Below are 17,320 nucleotides of genomic sequence, written 5' to 3' on the forward strand. Positions count from 1 at the left end.
TCGCCCCAAAGCTAGGGCACGCAGATGGCATCCAATGGTCGCTCGCGACAGAAAAACATAGGGAATTCAAAGGCGCCTTTTCTAACCCTTTGAAATGATGTGAGACTCCAGGTTCTCCAGGCAGGCCATTTTAGGTCGGTTTTCCGCGTAAATTCGGCGGCTGTTCCTCACAGAAAAAAGCGACGCCTTCTCAACAACTTGAGGAATCCCGGCTGCCGTTCTTCAGTCCATCCGTCGTTCCGAAACGGGTCTCGCGAAAATTGTCTGGGGACCCCAAGTGACGTCCGCGAACGGGCCGAAAGCGGACGGTCCGTCGTTGGCGAGACGGACGGTGACACAGGACATCGATGAGAAGGGCGCAATAGTCTGAGTTCGGCCGAACAAAACGAAGGCAGCGAATGGATGAGACGAAAAGCTGCGATGGGTAAAGGCTCGCCGCCTCCGACCTTGACGATTTCAGGCGGAGTTGATTGCCGTTCTGCCCGTATCTTCAAGCTTCGGCATCAGGGATCTCTTTTGGCAAAACCTCCTTCGGAACAGATGGGTCCCCCTCGGAGCGATCACGGTGCAAGGCAGCTCTCGCCAGCAAAATCAGAGTGATCGGCGTGGTCATCGTGACGAAGATGCCGATGAGGATCTCATGCAGGACGGCGCGGGAGCCGGCGATCGAGAAGTAGATGATCGAGGCCAGCATGATTGCCCCGACACCCCAGCTCGTCCCGAGCGTCGGGGCGTGGATGCGTTCGTAGAAGGTCGGCAGGCGCAAAAGACCGATCGCGCCGAGGAGGGTCAGTCCCGAGCCTATCAGCAGCAGGGCTGAGACGAGGATGACGACCCAGATCGGGAGGTCGGCGAGAGGCATGCTCATTCGATCACCTCCCCGCGCATGAGGAACTTCGCCAGCGCAACCGTCGAGACAAAGCCGAGAAGGCCGATGACGAGGGCCGCCTCGAAATAGACGGTGCGTCCACTGCCGATCCCGAAGGTGACGAGCAGCAGCATGGCGATGATATAGGACGCGTCGAGCGCGACGATACGGTCCTGGGCCCGCGGCCCGATGAAGATGCGCACGACCACAAGCATCATCGACAACGCCAGTAGGACCTTGGCGATAGAAACCGCAGTGAAGAGGATGATGATGCTCATTCGATGATCTCCAGCAGCAGGCTTTCATAGCGGTCCTTGATATTCGTCACCCATGCGTCTTCGTCGATCAGGTCGAGCACGTGGATGAGCACCGTCTTCCGGCGGCCGTCATAGGCAAGCCAGGCGGAACCCGGCGTGCTGGTCAGGATGACGGCCATGACGGCCAGTGCCGTCGGATGCTCGATGCGCAACGGTATGGAGATGAAGCCGGAGGTGTGTTTCTGGCGTTTGCCGCGCAGAATGAGCAGCGCTACTGCGAGGTTGGACCTGATGATGTCGACGAAGACCCGCAACAACAGCTTGGGGATCAAATACCACTTCTTCATCACCGGTTTGCCGGGCCGGAGTGAGGCCATGGCCCACCCGCCGAAGGTCGCGACGACAGCGCCGAGGATGAGATGACCGAGGTTGAAGTCGTTGAGCAACAGCCACATCAGGAGCAGCGAAAGGCTCAATAGCGGATAGGGGATCATGGCGCCCCTCCCTCAATCTCGTTTCCGGATGATGCGAGGCCATACACGACTCGCGCATTGCTGACCGCATCGACATAGGCCTCGGGATTGGAGAGCGTCCTGATCGTCGTGTCCATGTAGGTCATGGCCGGACCGGCCAGAATGGTCAGGGCAAGCGTCAGTGACAGGAGCATCATCACCGGCACGAGTTCTATAACGAGAACCCGGGGCACGGCACCTTCTATCGAACCCCAGAAGGCGCGGATGCCGGCACGAGTCATGGAGATCAGGGCGGCAAGACCCGAGAGAATGACGAGAACGATTAATGCCCAGACCGAAAAATCCGGCGTGGTACCTATCGAGCCCGTCCCCATCATGGCCGACAGCATGGCGAATTTCGAGATGAAGCCCGACAGAGGCGGCAAACCGGAAAGCAGGATGCCGCAGGCGGCAAAACAGATGCCGAGGATAGCCATCGTGCCGGGCATGGTGGTGCCGCCGCCGTCTTCGATATCAGCTTCCTCCCCGTCGCCATAGGCTTCCATGGTGACGGCAAGCACGTTGGCACCGGCATCCTGTCCACGCTCCACCAGTTCGATCAGCATGAAAAAGGCACTGATCGTCAGGGTGGAACTGGCGAGATAAAGCAGCGCGCCGGAAGAGACGACGCCGTCATTGATGCCGAGGGCCATGAGCAGCGTGCCTGAGGAAACGAGCACCGAATAGCCCGCGAGCCGCCCAAGCGCTTGGGATGCGAGCACACCGATCGTGCCAAAAATCAGGGTGGCCATTCCACCGACCAGAAGCACCTCTGCTCCGAATCCGGCGGATGGACCATCGCCGAAAAGAAGCATTGTGAGGCGCAGGATGACATAGATGCCGACCTTGCTGAGGATGGCGAACATGCCGGCCACGGGTGCCGAGGCCGCGCTGTAGGCGGTGGGCAGCCAGAAGCAGAGCGGCCACATGCCGACCTTGATGAAGAAGGCCACGCCGAGCACCGCAGCACCGGCCTCCATCAGGATCAGCCGATCGGGTTCCATCTCCGGCATGCGCAGGGCAAGATCCGCCATGTTGAGCGTACCAGCGGTGCCGTAGATCAGGCTCACTCCGATAAGAAAGAAAAGTGCGGCGACCAGATTGACGGCGATGTAGTGAAGTCCCGACTTCACCCTGAGTGTACCGGTGCCATGCAGCAAAAGGCCGTAGGAGGCGGCGAGCATTACCTCGAAAAAGACGAAGAGGTTGAAGAGGTCGCCGGTGAGCAGGGCACCGTTGACGCCGACAAGGAGCAGTTGAAATAGGCTGTGAAAATGCGCTCCGACCGCATGCCATTTGGCCAGGGAGAAGACCAGAGCTGCTATCGCGAGAATAGCGGCGAGGAGCAGCATCATCGCCGAGAGGCCGTCGATGACGAGCACGATGCCGAAGGGAGCAGCCCAGTTGCCGAGGAGATAAACGTTGTCGAAGCTGTTCGGGCCGCTCTCGACCATGAACAGAATGATGGCGTTCGACAGCAGAAGCACAACCGAGGCGAGGCTTACCAGGGCCTTGGCTGTCCGGTCGCGCTCGTCGATGAACAGGAGAAGAGCGGCTGTCATCATCGGCAGCAGGATCGGCGTGACGATGAGGTGTTGGCTCCAGCTGGACATTATTCGTTCCTCCCATCGACATGGTCGCTGCCCGTGAGGCCGCCAGAGGCGAGAAGCACGACGAGGAACAGTGCGGTGGTGGCGAAGCCGATGACGATCGCGGTCAGGACAAGCGCCTGAGGCACGGGGTCGCTGAGGCTCGTCGAAATCACTCCGTCCTCAAGGATGGGCGGCATGTTGCTCTTCACGCCGCCGACGCCGAAGATGAACAGATTGACCGCGTAGGACAGGAGCGACAAACCAATGATCACCTGATAGGTACGCGGCCGCAGGATCAGCCAGACGCCGCAGGTGGTCATCATGCCGATGGCGAGGGACAGAGCCATTTCCATCAGCGTTTCTCTCCCTTGGCTTCGAGTGCCCGCAGGCGATTGATGCGGATAGACTGGTGCGCCAGCGCCACGAGAATGAGAACCGTCGCACCGACGACCAATGCAAACACACCGAGGTCGAACAGCAATGCCGTTGCCGCCGGGACCTTGCCGATCAGCGGGATATCCAGATAGCGGAAGTGCGATGTGAGGAAGGGATAGCCGAGAAGCCAGGCACCGATGCCGGTCGCGGTGGCCGTCAGGATGCCGGCCCCCATCCAGCGGAGCGGCAGGATACGGATACGATCTTCCGCCCAACGGGTGCCGCCGGCTAGGTATTGCAGCAGGAAGGCAATCGACAGAGTGAGGCCGGCCGAGAAGCCGCCGCCCGGCATGTCGTGCCCGCGCATGAACAGGTAGACCGCAAAAGTGATGATCACGGGAAAGAGCCATTGCATGAGCACCGAGGGCACCAACAGGTAGTCGCGGACCATGTCGCCCGGCGAGCGTTCGGGCTGGTCTTTGTCAAAACGGTTCTGGGCCACCTGCTGCTCGGGTAGTTCCATGCTGTCTTCCGCCGGACGGAAGCGGCGCAGCAGGCCGTAGACCGTGAGGCCGACGATCCCGAGTACAGCGATTTCCCCGAGCGTATCGAAGGCGCGAAAATCGACGAGGATAACGTTGACCACATTGCGGCCGCCGCCTCCACTATACGCATTCTGCAGGAAGTAGTTGGCGATCGCATCCGGGACCGGCATTGTCATGACCGTGAAGGCCACCACCGACATGCCGACCCCGCACAGTATGGCGAGCGCCAGATCGCGGAAGCGGCGGAAACGGCTTTGCAAGGTCATCACATCACCCATGTCGGGACTACGCTTGGGTAGCCAGCGCAGGCCGAGCAGGATGAGCACCGTGGTGACGATTTCGACCAGCAACTGGGTGATGGCAAGGTCCGGCGCGGACAGCCAGATGAAGGTCATGCAGACAATGAGGCCGACACCGCCCAGCATGATGAGGGCCGCGAGGCGATGGTATTTGGCGGAGACCGCCGCGCCGATCGCCAGCGCCATGCCGATCGCCCAAAACAGGCCGAAGGCTGGGTCGATGGCCGAGAAGGCGATCGGCCGGCGTTCGAAACCCGACAGGTAGAGCGGCAAGGTGGCAGCGACGAAGCCGGCGACGACGATCCATCGCAATTGCGGCTGAAGGTTTCGCGTGCCGAGCTTAGCCTCTGCCAAACGGGCCCAGCGCCAGGATACCGTCACCAGCACGCGCTCGAACAGTCGCTGACCGCGCAGGCGTCGGAAATAGGGCGGACCGTCCTCGCAACGCGCGAGATAGTTGCGCATCAAGACATAGAGGAGGAAGCCTCCGACCAGGGCGATCAGGCTCATCACCAACGGAATGTTGACGCCGTGCCAGAGACTGAGGCTGTATTCCGGCGCACGGTTACCGAGCACGCTTTCGACCGCCGTCTGCAGGAAGGGACCGATGGAAATCGCAGGAACGATCCCGACGACGAGGCAGACGACCACGAGAATCTCGATTGGGACGCGCATCCAACGTGGCGGCTCGTGCGGCGTCTCCTTTGGCAGTCCGACCGGTGGCGGGCCGAAGAAGACCGTATGGATGAAGCGCAGCGAATAGACGACGCTGAAGATGCCGGCGAGGGTAGCCACATAGGGCAGGATCACGTCGAGCCAGGAATTAGCATGAGTCTCGACGGCTTCGGCGAAGAACATTTCCTTGGAGAGGAAGCCGTTGAGCAGCGGAACTCCGGCCATGGCAGCGCTCGCAACCATGGCAAGCGTCGCCGTTGCCGGCATGAAGCGGTAAAGGCCGGACAGCCGCTGCATGTCGCGCGTGCCGGTCTCGTGGTCGATGATCCCGGCGGCCATAAAGAGCGAGGCCTTGAAGGTCGCATGATTGAGCATGTGGAAGATCGCCGCCACCGTGGAGAGCGGGCTGCCGAGGCTCAGAAGGGTGGTGATCAGGCCGAGATGGCTGATGGTCGAATAGGCGAGCAACCCTTTGAGGTCGCGCTGGAACATCGCGAGGTATGCACCGAGCAGCAGCGTGGTGATCCCGGCCAGGCCGACGAGCATGAACCACTCATAGGTGCCGGAGAGCACCGGCCAGAAGCGGACGAGCAGGAAGACGCCGGCCTTCACCATGGTGGCGGAATGCAGGAAGGCCGAGACGGGTGTCGGGGCGGCCATGGCGTTCGGCAGCCAGAAATGGAAAGGGAACTGGGCACTCTTAGTGAGAGCCCCGAGCAGGATGAAGATCAACGTCGGCAGATAGAGCGGATGTTCACGGATGATCTGGCCGGAGGCGAGAATCTTGTCGAGGTCGTAACTGCCGACGATCTTGCCGAGCAACAGCATTCCGATCAGCAGGCAGAACCCGCCAATGCCGGTGATCGTCAGCGCCATGCGCGCGCCGTCCCGAGCTGCGGCACTGGTGTGCCAGTAGCTGATCAAAAGGAACGAGAAGATGCTCGTCAGTTCCCAGAAGATCGAAAGCAGGATGACGTTGCCGGAGACGATGATGCCGAGCATGGCGCCCATGAAGGCGAGCAGGAACGAGAAAAAGCGCGGGATCGGATCGTCCTTGCTCATGTAATAGCGCGCATACAAGATCACGAGCAGGCCGATCGACGTGACCAGCATGGCGAAGATCCAGGCGAAACCATCGAGCCGAAGAGAAAAATCCAAACCGAACTGCGGCAGCCACTCTGCAGTGAAGCGTTGGACGCCATTTTGCATGACGAAGGGATAGGTCGATGCGGTCAGCACCAGCGTCACCAGCGTTGTCACCCCGGCAACGAAGACCGGGAGATCGCGTGACGTCGTATTCAAGATGAAGGCCGAGGCAAGGCTTCCCAGGAACGGAAGAACAAGCAGCAGCAACAACAGGCCAGAAGCGTCCAGCGTTATCCCAAATCCAGCTCCTCTCAATGATCGTCGCCGCAGAAGATACCCGGGCTGGAAATACAAAAATTATGCCCTAAATGGACGATATTACCCTATGTAGGCAACTTCGGGCATGGATCAACCCAAAACAGACCCAGTTTTTTCGCCCGCCCTGTGTCGTGCCGCACGCGGTTATCTCGGTTGGACCCAGGAAGACCTGGCGTCCCATTCACTTGTCTCCCGCAGCACGATCCGCGACTTCGAAGGCCAGCGCCACGGCATGCATCGCTCGACGGAGGCTCAATTGCGGCTCGCCTTCGAAAAAGCCGGCCTGCGCTTTACCAATGCAGATGGTTGCCCAGGCCTTTGCTGCTGTTCTTCCGCCACGGCGTGAGGCAAGGCGGGCCCGACTGTCCGCGCCCGCCCCGATAAATCAAGCGGCCTGCTGTTCCGGCAGATTGCCTGCCAGTCGGATCTTCCGTCGTGTCCGCCAGTCGCCGAGGAAAAGCAGGATCGGCGCTGCGATGAAGACCGACGAAGATGCCGCGATGAAGATGCCGAAGACCATCGGCACTGCAAAACTCTCGACCGCACTGCCACCCCAGATCGCCATCGGCACCATCGCCAGAAAGGCCGTAGCTGATGTGTAGAGGCTTCGGGCAAGCGTTTCATTGATCGACAGGTTAATCAGATCGCGGAAAGGCATCGCCTTGTAAAGGCGCATGTTTTCACGCATGCGGTCATAGACGACGACCTTGTCGTTGACGGAATAGCCCACCAGGGTCAGGAGTGCGGCAATCGCCGTCAGGTTGAAATCAAGTCCAGTCAGCGCAAAGAAGCCGATCGTCTTCGTTACGTCGAGGATCAACGTGGCGATCGCCCCGACCGCGAATGGCCAGTCGAAGCGCACCCAGATGTAGATGAGCATGGCGAGCGATGCGAGGATGACCGAGGTCAGACCCGCCGTTGCCAATTCACCGCTGACCTTGGGACCGACCACTTCCGTGCGTTCGATCTTGGCGGAGGGATCGATTATCTGGATCGTTTCGCGAACTTTCGAGACCGCATCGGTCTGCGCCTGCTCGCCGCCAGGCTGACGCTCGAGACGCAGCATGACGTGATTGCTGTCGCCGAACTCCTGAAGGGCGACTTCCCCGAGGTTCAGGCCTTCCAAACCGGAACGCAGACCTGCCAGGTTTGCAGGATCGGTCGTCGAGAGCTCGAGCTGGATTCCACCCTTGAAATCGACGCCGTAGTTGAGCCCGGGAGTGATGAACAGGATAATCGACGAGATCGACAGGAAGGCCGAGACGGCGATGCCGAAGAGCCGGGCTTTCATGAAGTCGATCTTCGTACCGTCCTTGATCAGCTTGAAGGGCAGGAGCGGCTTGATCGTGATTGTCTTCAGCTTGTAACGGCGGGCGATGGCGACCATCGCGACACGCACGACCGAAACGGCCGTGAACATGGAAATGGCAATGCCGAGGCCCATGGTGACGGCAAAGCCGCGCACGGGACCCGAGCCGAACCAGAAGAGTAGGGCTGTCGCAATGAGGGCCGTGACATTGCTGTCGATGATCGTGGAATAGGCCTTGGCGAAGCCATGGTCGATCGCCGCAAAGGCTCCCCGTCCCTTTCCGACTTCCTCCCGGATGCGTTCGTTGATCAAGACATTCGCGTCGACCGCCAAACCGATGCCCAACACGATACCCGCAACACCGGGCAAGGTCAGCGTTGCCCCGACCAAGGTCAGACCTGCAAAGGTCAGCACGACATTCAGCGTCAACGCCAGAACCGCAAGCAGGCCCCAGGTGCCGTAGAGGGCAAGGATAAAGGCGACGACAAGACCGAAGCCTGCCATTCCAGACACGATGCCCATCTCGATCGCATCACCTCCGAGATCTGCCCCGACGGTGCGCTCTTCAATGACTGTCAGCTTGGCGGGCAGCGCGCCGGCCCTCAGAAGCGCTGACAAGGTGTTGGCCTCATCGACGGAAAACTCCCCGGAAATCTGCCCCGCCCCGCCGGTGATCGGCTCTCTGATCACAGGTGCGCTGAGCACCTTGTCATCGAGCACGATAGCGAAGGGTCGACCGACATTGTCGCGCGTGATCTGGGCGAATCGGGTTGCACCAACGCTATCGAAGCGGAACGAGACGATGGGCTGGCCGTCTTGCTGATCGAATTGCACCCGGGCATCGACCAGACGATCGCCCGCAAGCAGCACGGTTGTCTGGACCGGGTAGCTCCGGCCGCTGTCGTCCTCAAGCGCCTTCACCCCAGGCGCCCCTGGATCCCCAAGCAGATGGAAGCTCATCTTGGCGGTGGTGCCGAGGAGGGCACGCAGGCGTGATGGATCCTGTTCGCCAGGCAGTTGAACGAGAACGCGATCGGCTCCAACCCGCTGGATGGTGGGTTCTGCGACACCAATCTGGTCGACACGCTGCCGTATAACTTCGAGGCTCTGCTCGACAGCATGGCTCATCCGGGCCGTAATGCCCTGTTCTGTGGGTACCATCCGAAGCGTATCCGCGCCCGACGTGGTGACGGCCAGTTCCGGAGCGCCGGCCCCTGCGAGCGTAACGGCGGGGTTGTTGAGAACCGAAAGCGCCTCGGTTGCGGCCGCCATCTGTGCGGGATCGGCGAGTACGATCGCAATGGCATCGCCATCACGACGGACGCTGCGTGTCTGAACACGCGCTTCGACCAGGGCGGAGCGGGCCTCTTGGGAGAGGCTCTGCAGCCATTCGTCCACCAAGGCGGGACGATCAACTTCCAATACGAGATGCGACCCGCCGCGCAGGTCGAGACCCAGGGATACACGTTCGTGTGGAAGCCAGGAGGGGAGACGGGACAGGGTGGAATCGGGCAACACGTTCGGCAAAGCGACGAGCAGACCGAGCACGATGACGAGCAGATAGCCCATCACCTTCGTAAGCGAGTTCTTCATTCAAAAATCCAGCATGTTGTGACCGCAGCCATGATGGGCCGTGGCACAAACGGGTCGAGCCATCGAAGCGATGGCGGCGAAACGATCAGGCGGTTTGCTGGATGGATGGCGGTGCACGCGACCGGTATGGCAGTGGCGCGTGTGGGCGCGGACGGTCTCCGGAAACATGCAGCGTGACATGGCTGTAACGGCAGATCCACAAGGCTTGGATATCGGGCGCAAGGCAGCCGTCACCGCCTGGGGTCGGCCTGAGCTTCGGTCGCGAGGACTGCTCGGACGAAACCAGAAAGCGGGTCTCACCTCGGGCGCCAGCCGTTGCATGTCCTGCATCGGACCGCGATATGGCAGCATCAGACGAAAGCCCGGCATGGAAGCGACCGAAGACATCGCCGCCGAACAACAGAAGCAGCGACGCGAACAGGCTTGTTATGATGGCCGAGAGGTGCGTTCGGTGCCAACATGGCGACCGAGGCCTCATGTCATTGAGTTCCATGGACGTCCTTTGTCCAGAGCAATCTCATATCCTGGAAAGTTTTTCTAGCCGCGATTCAACTGATGGGCAGAACGCGCATCGCCAACGTCGGCTTCCGAGGAACAGCGTCAATCTGGAGGTTCGAAGTGAAGGCGCAAAACGGAAATGATTTCCGCAAGAGGGGCCGGGACCGGAATGTCCGGATTTGTCGAATGCGACCCGATAGCCGACATCAAAGCTGAAAAAGCCATTCCGGATGCTGCCGATCTGTAGTGAAGGCATGAAATCGATCATAGCGCGAACGAGAATATTCCGGTTTTCCGGCGGGCCGGAAGCAGGCTTTGCGCAAGAACATCCAACTCTCGCAAGACTCCAAAACGTAGCAAAAATCTCCAGCGTATGGACGCACTTCACGAAAATTGCGTAGATGTCCCTTACTAATTTTCAGGCTGGGTTCAGCGACTGAATCCGATGGTAGTCCATCGGTTGATATTGGCGCACAACTCATTCATGGTATCATAATATTCCGCTTCCAGCTCGGACGCCGACAGTTCCTTCGTACAGTTTCAAGATGAGGCAGGGGTGGCATGAAGCTTCCGATACATGGCCCATATTCTCTGACATGCGATGATGTATTGGGCGTTGATGAACTTTACGAAGCTTACGGAAAGCTGATCGGACATGGATACGTGGTTCATGACCACAATTCTCGCGATCATGTCGGTGAATTCGAGAACATTTCTGCTCTCGAAGCTTGTGCAACGCGGTTTCAAGGCGGCTCGCGTCGTTTTGACATGTCCGTCAATCACCATGGCCTTGATCTGGTCATTTTGTCATTCGGACTATCCGGACAAGCCTTGCTGTACCAGCAAAATGGCGTGGAATGCGTTGCAAGAAATGGCAGCGCAATCCTGCATACGACCGACGCACCTTTGCAAGCGCAAGTGGATCGCCTCGGCGAGATCATGGCAGTCGCCCTTCCCCGCGAAAAACTCAGCTCCATCATCGGCGACAAGGATGCGCTGACACCGCGCGTCCTGCCTGCCAACAGCGCGGCGTTCTCCCTCTTTGCAGGGCATGCACGAACCTTCCTGTCACTGGGTATTGCGCCTGATATAGGCCTTGCTCAGCTTGTGGGTGATCAACTCTGCGATTTGGCTGCGCTTGCGCTCGGCGTAAACAGCCGCGGAAGGGAAAAGGTCATGAGCGCAGAGACCTTGAATGACGTCCGCTACAACAAGGCGATCAACTATATAACACGCCATGCCTCCGATCAGATGCTTAGCGAAAAGGAAATTGCCCGTCAGCTCGGTCTGTCGACCTCGTCCGTTCGCCAGATATTCGCCCGCAAACAGACCACTCCGGCGCGGATCATTCGTACGGTACGCGTTGAGATGGCTGCGAGACTCTTGCTGGACAGCAAGCACAGATCCTCCAAAATCGTGTCCTTGGCATTCGATTGCGGGTTCCAGAGCGTCTCCGCCTTTTACGAGGCCTTTCGCGACCACTACGGCATGCAACCAAGCGAATTCAGGGCCTCCGTTCGACAAACTCAGGACTGACAGAATCCGGATTCGTTTTTGATGAAATCCGCACGCCAAGATCGCCGCTCAATGCTAGCGAATGAGAGATATGCGCTCGCTGCTCGAAGCTGCCTTGGGGTTTGGCATGGAAGGAAGAACAACAAGGGTTGTTGCATTTGCCAAACGTCCGGCATGGCAAGACTTGCTAAGCCTGATAATTGTCGTCGCAGTCTTGTGCCTGGGCGCTCCATTGCGTGGTGAGGCTGCCGAACGAACGCTTCTTCCGGCGAACCATGGTCCGGTCATCGTCGTTCTCGACGCTTCAGGCAGCATGGCTGCCGCACTTGGCAAGGAAACGCGGCTTGATGCCGCCCGGCGCATTCTTCTCGACACACTGTCACTCTTTCCGGCCGACCGTCAGGTGGGATTGGTCGCGTACGGCCACCGCAGGAAAAGCGATTGCCGCGACATCGAGACGCTCCAAAATCTCGGGCCGGTGGACATCTCCGGCATTCGCGTGGCGTTATCCTCCCTTCGCGCCAAGGGCAAGACGCCGCTTTCTGGTGCACTGCGCCATGGGGCGCAGCTTCTGCCGCAGGGCGGTGGAACGATCATGCTGGTCAGCGACGGACTGGAAACCTGCCATGAGGATCCCTGCGCGGTGGCTGCCGCACTTCGCAAGGCGAATGCAGCCCTGGTCATAAATGTCGTCGGTTTTGGCCTGGCGAAGGGCGAGATGAAAGGGCTGGCCTGTATTGCCGAGCAGGGCGGCGGACGGGCCATCGAGACAAGCAACGCCAATAATCTCAAGCAGGCGCTTGAGACCCTGACAGGGCCGGAGACCACGGATGGCGCTGTCACGGACAAATCATCGGCCGAGCACGAACAGAAACCGGTCGATCCGCCACCTTTGACGCCGAAGCCTGTGCTCTTGCGGGCGATGGTCGGAAACAATGCCGTCCCCGGCGCTATTCTCTTCACAGTCGTAAAGGCAGGTGGCGAGATAGCCTATTCCGGAAAGGGAACCGAGGTTACGCCCAGCCTTGTTCCCGGCAGCTACACGGTCCGCCTTTCATCCGGAAACGTCCAGGCGGAGAAGGCGCTGACAGTGACGGGGGGTGTGGACGAACACCATGATATTCCGCTTGATGCCAGCCTCGTTCGCATCTCTTTGATCGCGGCCAAGGGGCTTGAGATTGCCGATACGGATATAAAGGGTGATCCCGCGTGGACGCTGGTGCCGAAGGACGGACAAGCACCCGCCGTGCTGGATGCCGTGATCGCGCCGGAAACGCTTCTGGCTCCCGGCCGCTATGAGGTGTTGGCGTCGATCGGAGAGTTCAGGACTTCGACGACAATCAATGCGGTCGCAGGAAAGGATGTGCAGAAGGTTGCAGATCTTAAGCTCGGCAAGATCAAACTCGAGGCGGGTCTGCCTGGGGTGGACGCGGTGATTGATAGCGGCACGGGCCTCTCATGGACGCTAGCCAGCCAGGCCGGGATTCCTGACAGGACGGCCGAGTCCATCCCCCGTCCGACATTCCTCGTTCCGGCTGGCAGCTACACGGCACGGCTGACCATTGCAGGCGCGGTCATTGACATGCCGGTTCAGGCAGAGGCCGGTGCCACCAAGGTTGCCCGCCTTGATCTTCCCTCCGCAGAGCTTGCGCTGGAGGGCAGCCTCGGCCCCGGCGTACCGGGCTTCACGGACTGGCGCGATGCCACATGGACTGTAAAGCCAGTGCGGCTCATCGGCGATGCGAAGGCAGGTGCGGCGCTGGAAGGCAAGGCCGAGGCTTTACCTCGCCTGACCCTTCTTCCGGGTGAGTGGGACGTGACCCTGATCTCCGGGCAGGCTCAGGCGACGCGGACGCTTTTCCTGCCGCCGGGCGCGAAAATACAAGAACGCATCGAACTGTCTGCCGCCCGCCTGGCGATTTCTGCCGCCCCGGATGCTGGAGCGCTGCCGCCGGTGAATGTGCTGATTTCGATCTTCGCCGCGCAGGCTGATGGCGGTTTTGCGGAAAAACCGGTCGTGGAGGTTGGCACATCACGCGATTATTCCCTCATCCTGCCTGCTGGCCGATACCGTCTTGCTGCCGCCGACGAGCAGGGGCGCAAGGGAACAGCAACGCTCGACCTTCCACAAGGTCAGTCCCTCAAGACCGGGATTACCCTGAAATGACGATCCATCGCCGCACCTTGAGCCTGCTTTGAAGACACACCACGGGCATCCTGTCCCCTCATTCCTCGCGGCCAGCAAAACCTGGAGACATCGCATGAAACGCCTGCTCGTGATCCTGTCCTCATTTTTCATATGCGGCATTGCTATGGCCGAGCCCAAGGCGCCGGTTCCTCCGCCGTGGAAACTAACGAAGAACCTGAATATAGTGCCTGATATGAGCGAACCTGGGTTGGCCTTGGAGGGCAGTGAATTCTTTACCCAGATGTATTCGTACACCATGTTCGCCTATGATTGGTTCAATCAGGCGAACGAGAGCTTCATCTCGCTCGAAGACAAAGTTGAAGCCCTGGAGAATGAAGTTTCCGACCTCAAGCAACGCGTGGCTCAGCTGGAAGCGGCCCAGCCCGGCGGCAAGCCTGCGCCCGATCCGCGAATTGACGACTTGATCGCCCGGGTGGAAGCGCTTGAGAAGGCCAAGGGGGAAACCAAAGCACCCTTCAAGGTGATCAGCGCCTCTGGCAAGCCCCTCTTTGAGGTGGATGCCTATGGCAACAGCGTGTTTCAGGGCGCGACCGGGCAGGGCCTGATCCATATTAGCTTTGTTGGCAACGGGGCGGCGATTGCGGCGATCAGCCCGGATGGCGGTTTCGCGTCCAGTATCGGAGAGAGCGGTGGTATGCTGCAAGTGCAGAGTGCCGATGCCAAGACAAGTGCGTACGTGGTCGCCAGCGACAAGGCGGGCCTGCATATAAAGGCCGGAGACCGCACCACCGATCTCGCCGCGGATGACGATCTCTTCGGCCTGAAGCTCAGCCAGGGCGAGAAGCCTGCCGCTTCGCTCGGCACCCTGCCTGGCAAGGGCGTGGCCCTGCGTCTGTTCAACGATGCCGCCGAGCAAGTGGTGTCCGCCGGCGCCAATCCGGCCAAGGGCGATGCCGGTATTGTGAGCGTTGGCACCGGCGACAAGACTGCAGCCTGGATTTCAAGTGAGGCTGATGGATCGGGCCTTGCACAGGTATTTGCGCCCGATGGCACCGGCGCTGCAGCCCTGGTCGGCAAGGAGCGGAGCGTGGCCGCTTACAATAAGGCCGGAAATGCCGTCGCCACAATCGGCCAGAGCGACAAGTCCGAAGGCGGGACCGTGGTTGCGCGCAATCCCGGGGGAGAAGGGATTTTCGCTGCCGGTTTCGCATCCGAATATGGCGGCGGTGAAGCCTGCGTCTGGCGCGCCAAGCGCAGCAACACCTTCTGCCTGGGGCTTGGCATGCCCGGCATGGGCGTTGGCAAGTGAGTGATTTCCGGAACCTGGAAGAGGATCTTGAGCAGATGACAACAAACCGTCCGTCGGCATTACATGTAGCCGTCCTTGTGCTGCTGGCTGCTCCCGCGGTGCATGCCGCCTCGGATTGCCAGGCAATCTTCGACGCCTATGCCGCGCAGGCGAAAGTTCCTGCCATGCAGAAGACAGTGACGACCCCGGGGATGACCGATGCTGTACAACTGATCGTGACGCAGGACGTGATGTTCAGCAGGGTTGGCCCCAATGATGCGTGGACGAAAAATGTGATCGATGATGCGATGCGCAAAGTGATGGAAAAGGGCGCGCCGACACCCGAGACGGTCAACCAATGTCGCCTAGTAGGCCGCCAGGCTGCCGAGGGCATGGCTGGAACAGCCTATGAGTTTGCCCCGTATCAAGCCTCGGGCAATGTACCCGGCGAGATGATTACGGTGCTGATCGACGATGAAACCGGTCTTCCCGTATCCGAAAAAGCTTTGAAAGCCGGTACGGTGGCGACGATCGTCTATGACGGCGTGTCGGTGCCGGTACAGTGACCGATGATGTCGGGAAGGAGCCGTCAGAGCGGACGAAGCCGCTGATGCCGTTCCATGCTGCCTTTCTGGGATTGACCGTCCCGCCTGTGACAGCGGCGCTTGTCCTTTTTCTTTTCTGCGCTTCGCCGACCGGTTTGCCACTACTGACAAGTTCGCTGGCACCCGCCTATCTCATCGGGGGTGTGCCCGCTTTTCTGGCTGGGAAACTTGACGTCGCTCTTGCTCGGAGCGGTTGGGGCGCGGCGGCCCGTCTGGCTGTCGCCGCGGGTCTGGGGTCCCTTGCCGGGCTGTTCGTTCTGGCCCCCCTATACCTTGCCGACATGGTTGGTGGATTTCTGCCGCTCTTGCTGCCACTGGCCTGTGCCGCTGCGGCCGTTGTGGGCCTCGGGTTTTCGATTTTACTGGCGAGGCTGATCAATTGACATGACGGCGCAACGACGCCGAAAGGAGGCCTTTATGAAGCTTTGGACGATACACGCACAACTGGCTTCGATGGCACTCGCCATCTGCGTGATGTCCATGGATCAGCCTGTTCACGCGACCGAGTGCCAGACGGCGTTTCCGGCAGTTGGCGCGCTTCAACCGCCCACCGGCACGGATCCCGCGCCATGCGCCGATGCGCTCCTCGCTATTCTCTTCAATCGGTCAGCTCCTCCCGCAGATGCGGAGATCCATGTCCTCGATACGAGCCACGCCCGCAATGCGAACGGGGACGACAACGCATTCGTCGCCTTTCAGATTGCTTCGCCCGGGCGCCGCAGGCTGTGCACCGACTCGCCCGTGGCGGCCGACATGCAGGTGAGATTTGTACGAGACCCCGTGGATGGCTGGATCGATCTCGACAGTCGTGGCAGCTTCGATCCGAAGGAATGTGACCAGTGGAGCTACTGGTCCGATCAGGATCTTGCCGACATGCTCAAGCCTTCAAGTTTCAAGGCGCTTTCCACCGCCGAACGGGCTGGTGTGCACGACGTCGGAAGGAACGACCCGGAAAGAAAGGTCCTTCTGGATGCAGTCAGGAACGCAAATGCCGACCTCAACGACCGCGTCCCCATCGTGTTCGTCGTCGACCTCCTGCGCAGCGATGGCAAGACCGCCTATTTCCGCGGAGCGGTGCGGCGCAAAGCGGATGGACGGCCTGTCGATGCCGCGAACTGGGGTCCTTGCGAACAGGATTCGGACACTGCCGTTCTGGAAGCTGTGCTCGAGAAGCGGGCCGGAAAATGGCAGGCAGTTAAGGCCAACCGCTGCGCGGACGACGTACTCTTAACGGAGAAGGAACGCTCTCGCTATCGCCTCTTTCTATTGGACCCGTGAAATAACCAACTCTGCAGACCGCAAAAGACTCAGGCTGTCGTGGGAAAATCCGGCCCCGTTGGCCTGATGAATGCCATGGGCGCAGCCGGCGCAGAAAGGCTAACACCCTGGCGTATTCATAGTCGAAGACGAAGCTGATGATTGAATATGATTGGAGTTGGATTGCCGGAGACGATGCATCTAAAGTAATCGGTGTTCTTCTCCCACGTTGTCCAATGTCGCCTGATCTGTGATCGGCTTATCCGTGGATGAAGAACGGGAGTTTCTCCATGGAGACTACACTTGAGTTTCTCACAACTAGCAAGCCTGGACGTGAGGTTCATCGTCAATGGTCGGACGAGGTCAAAGCGAAGAGCGTTTCGGAAAGCTTGCGGCCCGGCACGACGGTCAATGAAGTTGCGCAGCGCTATGGGTTGCGGGCGAACACCCTTTCGACTTGGCGAACGATGGCGCGGCAGGGCAAACTTATCCTGCCAGTGATCTGCCACTGAACTTTCATCCGGCGGCGATTAGAGCCTCGGCGTTTTTTGTTACGCCAAATGGCGCGGTGGGAGCAAC

General features: G+C 59.9%; 15 protein-coding genes. 8 read left to right on the forward strand and 7 right to left on the reverse strand.

Translation table 11 applies throughout. The annotated features are described in order from the left end of the window. Nucleotides 1-490: 490 nt before the first annotated feature. The 6 genes from mnhG to FJQ55_RS23065 are packed head-to-tail and all read right to left on the reverse strand — an operon-like array spanning nt 491 to nt 6,503. Nucleotides 491-868, reverse strand: a complete 378-nt coding sequence (gene mnhG / locus FJQ55_RS23040; protein ID WP_140832510.1) for a monovalent cation/H(+) antiporter subunit G — start codon at nt 866-868, stop codon at nt 491-493. Continuing rightward, on the reverse strand, nt 865-1,146 hold the full coding sequence (locus FJQ55_RS23045; RefSeq protein ID WP_140832513.1) for a K+/H+ antiporter subunit F: 282 nt from the start codon (nt 1,144-1,146) through the stop codon (nt 865-867). The genes mnhG and FJQ55_RS23045 overlap by 4 nt, the downstream gene beginning before the upstream one ends. After that, on the reverse strand, nt 1,143-1,619 hold the full coding sequence (locus tag FJQ55_RS23050) for a Na+/H+ antiporter subunit E (RefSeq protein ID WP_140832516.1): 477 nt from the start codon (nt 1,617-1,619) through the stop codon (nt 1,143-1,145). Before FJQ55_RS23050 ends, FJQ55_RS23045 begins: the two co-directional genes overlap by 4 nt. Next, entirely contained in the window at nt 1,616-3,250 is a 1,635-nt protein-coding gene (locus FJQ55_RS23055; protein ID WP_140832519.1) for a monovalent cation/H+ antiporter subunit D, read from the reverse strand. The genes FJQ55_RS23050 and FJQ55_RS23055 overlap by 4 nt, the downstream gene beginning before the upstream one ends. Continuing rightward, a complete protein-coding gene (locus FJQ55_RS23060) occupies nt 3,250-3,582 on the reverse strand; it encodes a Na+/H+ antiporter subunit C (RefSeq protein WP_140832523.1) in 333 nt (110 codons plus the stop codon). Before FJQ55_RS23060 ends, FJQ55_RS23055 begins: the two co-directional genes overlap by 1 nt. Beyond that, nucleotides 3,582-6,503, reverse strand: a complete 2,922-nt coding sequence (locus FJQ55_RS23065) for a monovalent cation/H+ antiporter subunit A (RefSeq protein ID WP_208758269.1) — start codon at nt 6,501-6,503, stop codon at nt 3,582-3,584. The genes FJQ55_RS23060 and FJQ55_RS23065 overlap by 1 nt, the downstream gene beginning before the upstream one ends. A gap of 109 nt (nt 6,504-6,612) precedes the next feature. Between FJQ55_RS23065 and FJQ55_RS23070 the strand changes: the two genes are divergently transcribed. After that, nucleotides 6,613-6,873 carry a helix-turn-helix domain-containing protein gene (locus tag FJQ55_RS23070; protein WP_140832529.1) on the forward strand — a complete coding sequence of 87 codons (261 nt, stop codon included), beginning with the start codon at nt 6,613-6,615 and terminating at the stop codon, nt 6,871-6,873. A 39-nt stretch (nt 6,874-6,912) separates the two neighbouring features. Here FJQ55_RS23070 and secD read toward each other — a convergent pair whose 3' ends face one another. Next, entirely contained in the window at nt 6,913-9,429 is a 2,517-nt protein-coding gene (gene secD, locus FJQ55_RS23075; RefSeq protein WP_140832532.1) for a protein translocase subunit SecD, read from the reverse strand. 1,059 nt (nt 9,430-10,488) lie between these two features. Here secD and FJQ55_RS23080 point away from each other — a divergent pair. From FJQ55_RS23080 to FJQ55_RS23110, 7 genes are all read left to right on the forward strand, one after another. Continuing rightward, on the forward strand, nt 10,489-11,463 hold the full coding sequence (locus tag FJQ55_RS23080; RefSeq protein WP_140832535.1) for an AraC family transcriptional regulator: 975 nt from the start codon (nt 10,489-10,491) through the stop codon (nt 11,461-11,463). Nucleotides 11,464-11,626: 163 nt separating this feature from the next. After that, a complete protein-coding gene (locus FJQ55_RS23085) occupies nt 11,627-13,609 on the forward strand; it encodes a vWA domain-containing protein (RefSeq protein ID WP_208758267.1) in 1,983 nt (660 codons plus the stop codon). Between the two features lie 94 nt (nt 13,610-13,703). Beyond that, on the forward strand, nt 13,704-14,900 hold the full coding sequence (locus FJQ55_RS23090) for a coiled-coil domain-containing protein (protein ID WP_140832540.1): 1,197 nt from the start codon (nt 13,704-13,706) through the stop codon (nt 14,898-14,900). Nucleotides 14,901-14,935: 35 nt separating this feature from the next. Further along, on the forward strand, nt 14,936-15,445 hold the full coding sequence (locus tag FJQ55_RS23095) for a hypothetical protein (protein ID WP_140832543.1): 510 nt from the start codon (nt 14,936-14,938) through the stop codon (nt 15,443-15,445). Further along, nucleotides 15,442-15,867 carry a hypothetical protein gene (locus tag FJQ55_RS23100; RefSeq protein WP_140832546.1) on the forward strand — a complete coding sequence of 142 codons (426 nt, stop codon included), beginning with the start codon at nt 15,442-15,444 and terminating at the stop codon, nt 15,865-15,867. The genes FJQ55_RS23095 and FJQ55_RS23100 overlap by 4 nt, the downstream gene beginning before the upstream one ends. Nucleotides 15,868-15,937: 70 nt before the next feature. Beyond that, nucleotides 15,938-16,762: a hypothetical protein gene (locus FJQ55_RS23105; protein ID WP_140832549.1), complete on the forward strand. Its 825-nt coding sequence runs from the start codon at nt 15,938-15,940 to the stop codon at nt 16,760-16,762. 269 nt (nt 16,763-17,031) lie between these two features. Continuing rightward, nucleotides 17,032-17,253, forward strand: coding sequence for a transposase (locus FJQ55_RS23110; protein ID WP_140832552.1), 222 nt, complete (start codon nt 17,032-17,034; stop codon nt 17,251-17,253). Nucleotides 17,254-17,320 lie beyond the last annotated feature (67 nt).

This window comes from Rhizobium glycinendophyticum (genome assembly GCF_006443685.1).
Taxonomy (GTDB): Bacteria; Pseudomonadota; Alphaproteobacteria; order Rhizobiales; family Rhizobiaceae; genus Allorhizobium; species Allorhizobium glycinendophyticum.

Bases quoted from the DNA above. Each gene is read 5' to 3' on its own strand.
- FJQ55_RS23080 (WP_140832535.1), top strand. From the start codon at position 10,489: ATGAAGCTTCCGATACATGGCCCATATTCTCTGACATGCGATGATGTA.
- FJQ55_RS23045 (WP_140832513.1), bottom strand. From the start codon at position 1,146: ATGAGCATCATCATCCTCTTCACTGCGGTTTCTATCGCCAAGGTCCTA.
- FJQ55_RS23105 (WP_140832549.1), top strand. From the start codon at position 15,938: ATGGCACTCGCCATCTGCGTGATGTCCATGGATCAGCCTGTTCACGCG.
- mnhG (WP_140832510.1), bottom strand. From the start codon at position 868: ATGAGCATGCCTCTCGCCGACCTCCCGATCTGGGTCGTCATCCTCGTC.
- FJQ55_RS23070 (WP_140832529.1), top strand. From the start codon at position 6,613: ATGGATCAACCCAAAACAGACCCAGTTTTTTCGCCCGCCCTGTGTCGT.
- FJQ55_RS23055 (WP_140832519.1), bottom strand. From the start codon at position 3,250: ATGTCCAGCTGGAGCCAACACCTCATCGTCACGCCGATCCTGCTGCCG.
- FJQ55_RS23090 (WP_140832540.1), top strand. From the start codon at position 13,704: ATGAAACGCCTGCTCGTGATCCTGTCCTCATTTTTCATATGCGGCATT.
- secD (WP_140832532.1), bottom strand. From the start codon at position 9,429: ATGAAGAACTCGCTTACGAAGGTGATGGGCTATCTGCTCGTCATCGTG.
- FJQ55_RS23095 (WP_140832543.1), top strand. From the start codon at position 14,936: ATGACAACAAACCGTCCGTCGGCATTACATGTAGCCGTCCTTGTGCTG.
- FJQ55_RS23110 (WP_140832552.1), top strand. From the start codon at position 17,032: ATGGAGACTACACTTGAGTTTCTCACAACTAGCAAGCCTGGACGTGAG.
- FJQ55_RS23050 (WP_140832516.1), bottom strand. From the start codon at position 1,619: ATGATCCCCTATCCGCTATTGAGCCTTTCGCTGCTCCTGATGTGGCTG.
- FJQ55_RS23060 (WP_140832523.1), bottom strand. From the start codon at position 3,582: ATGGAAATGGCTCTGTCCCTCGCCATCGGCATGATGACCACCTGCGGC.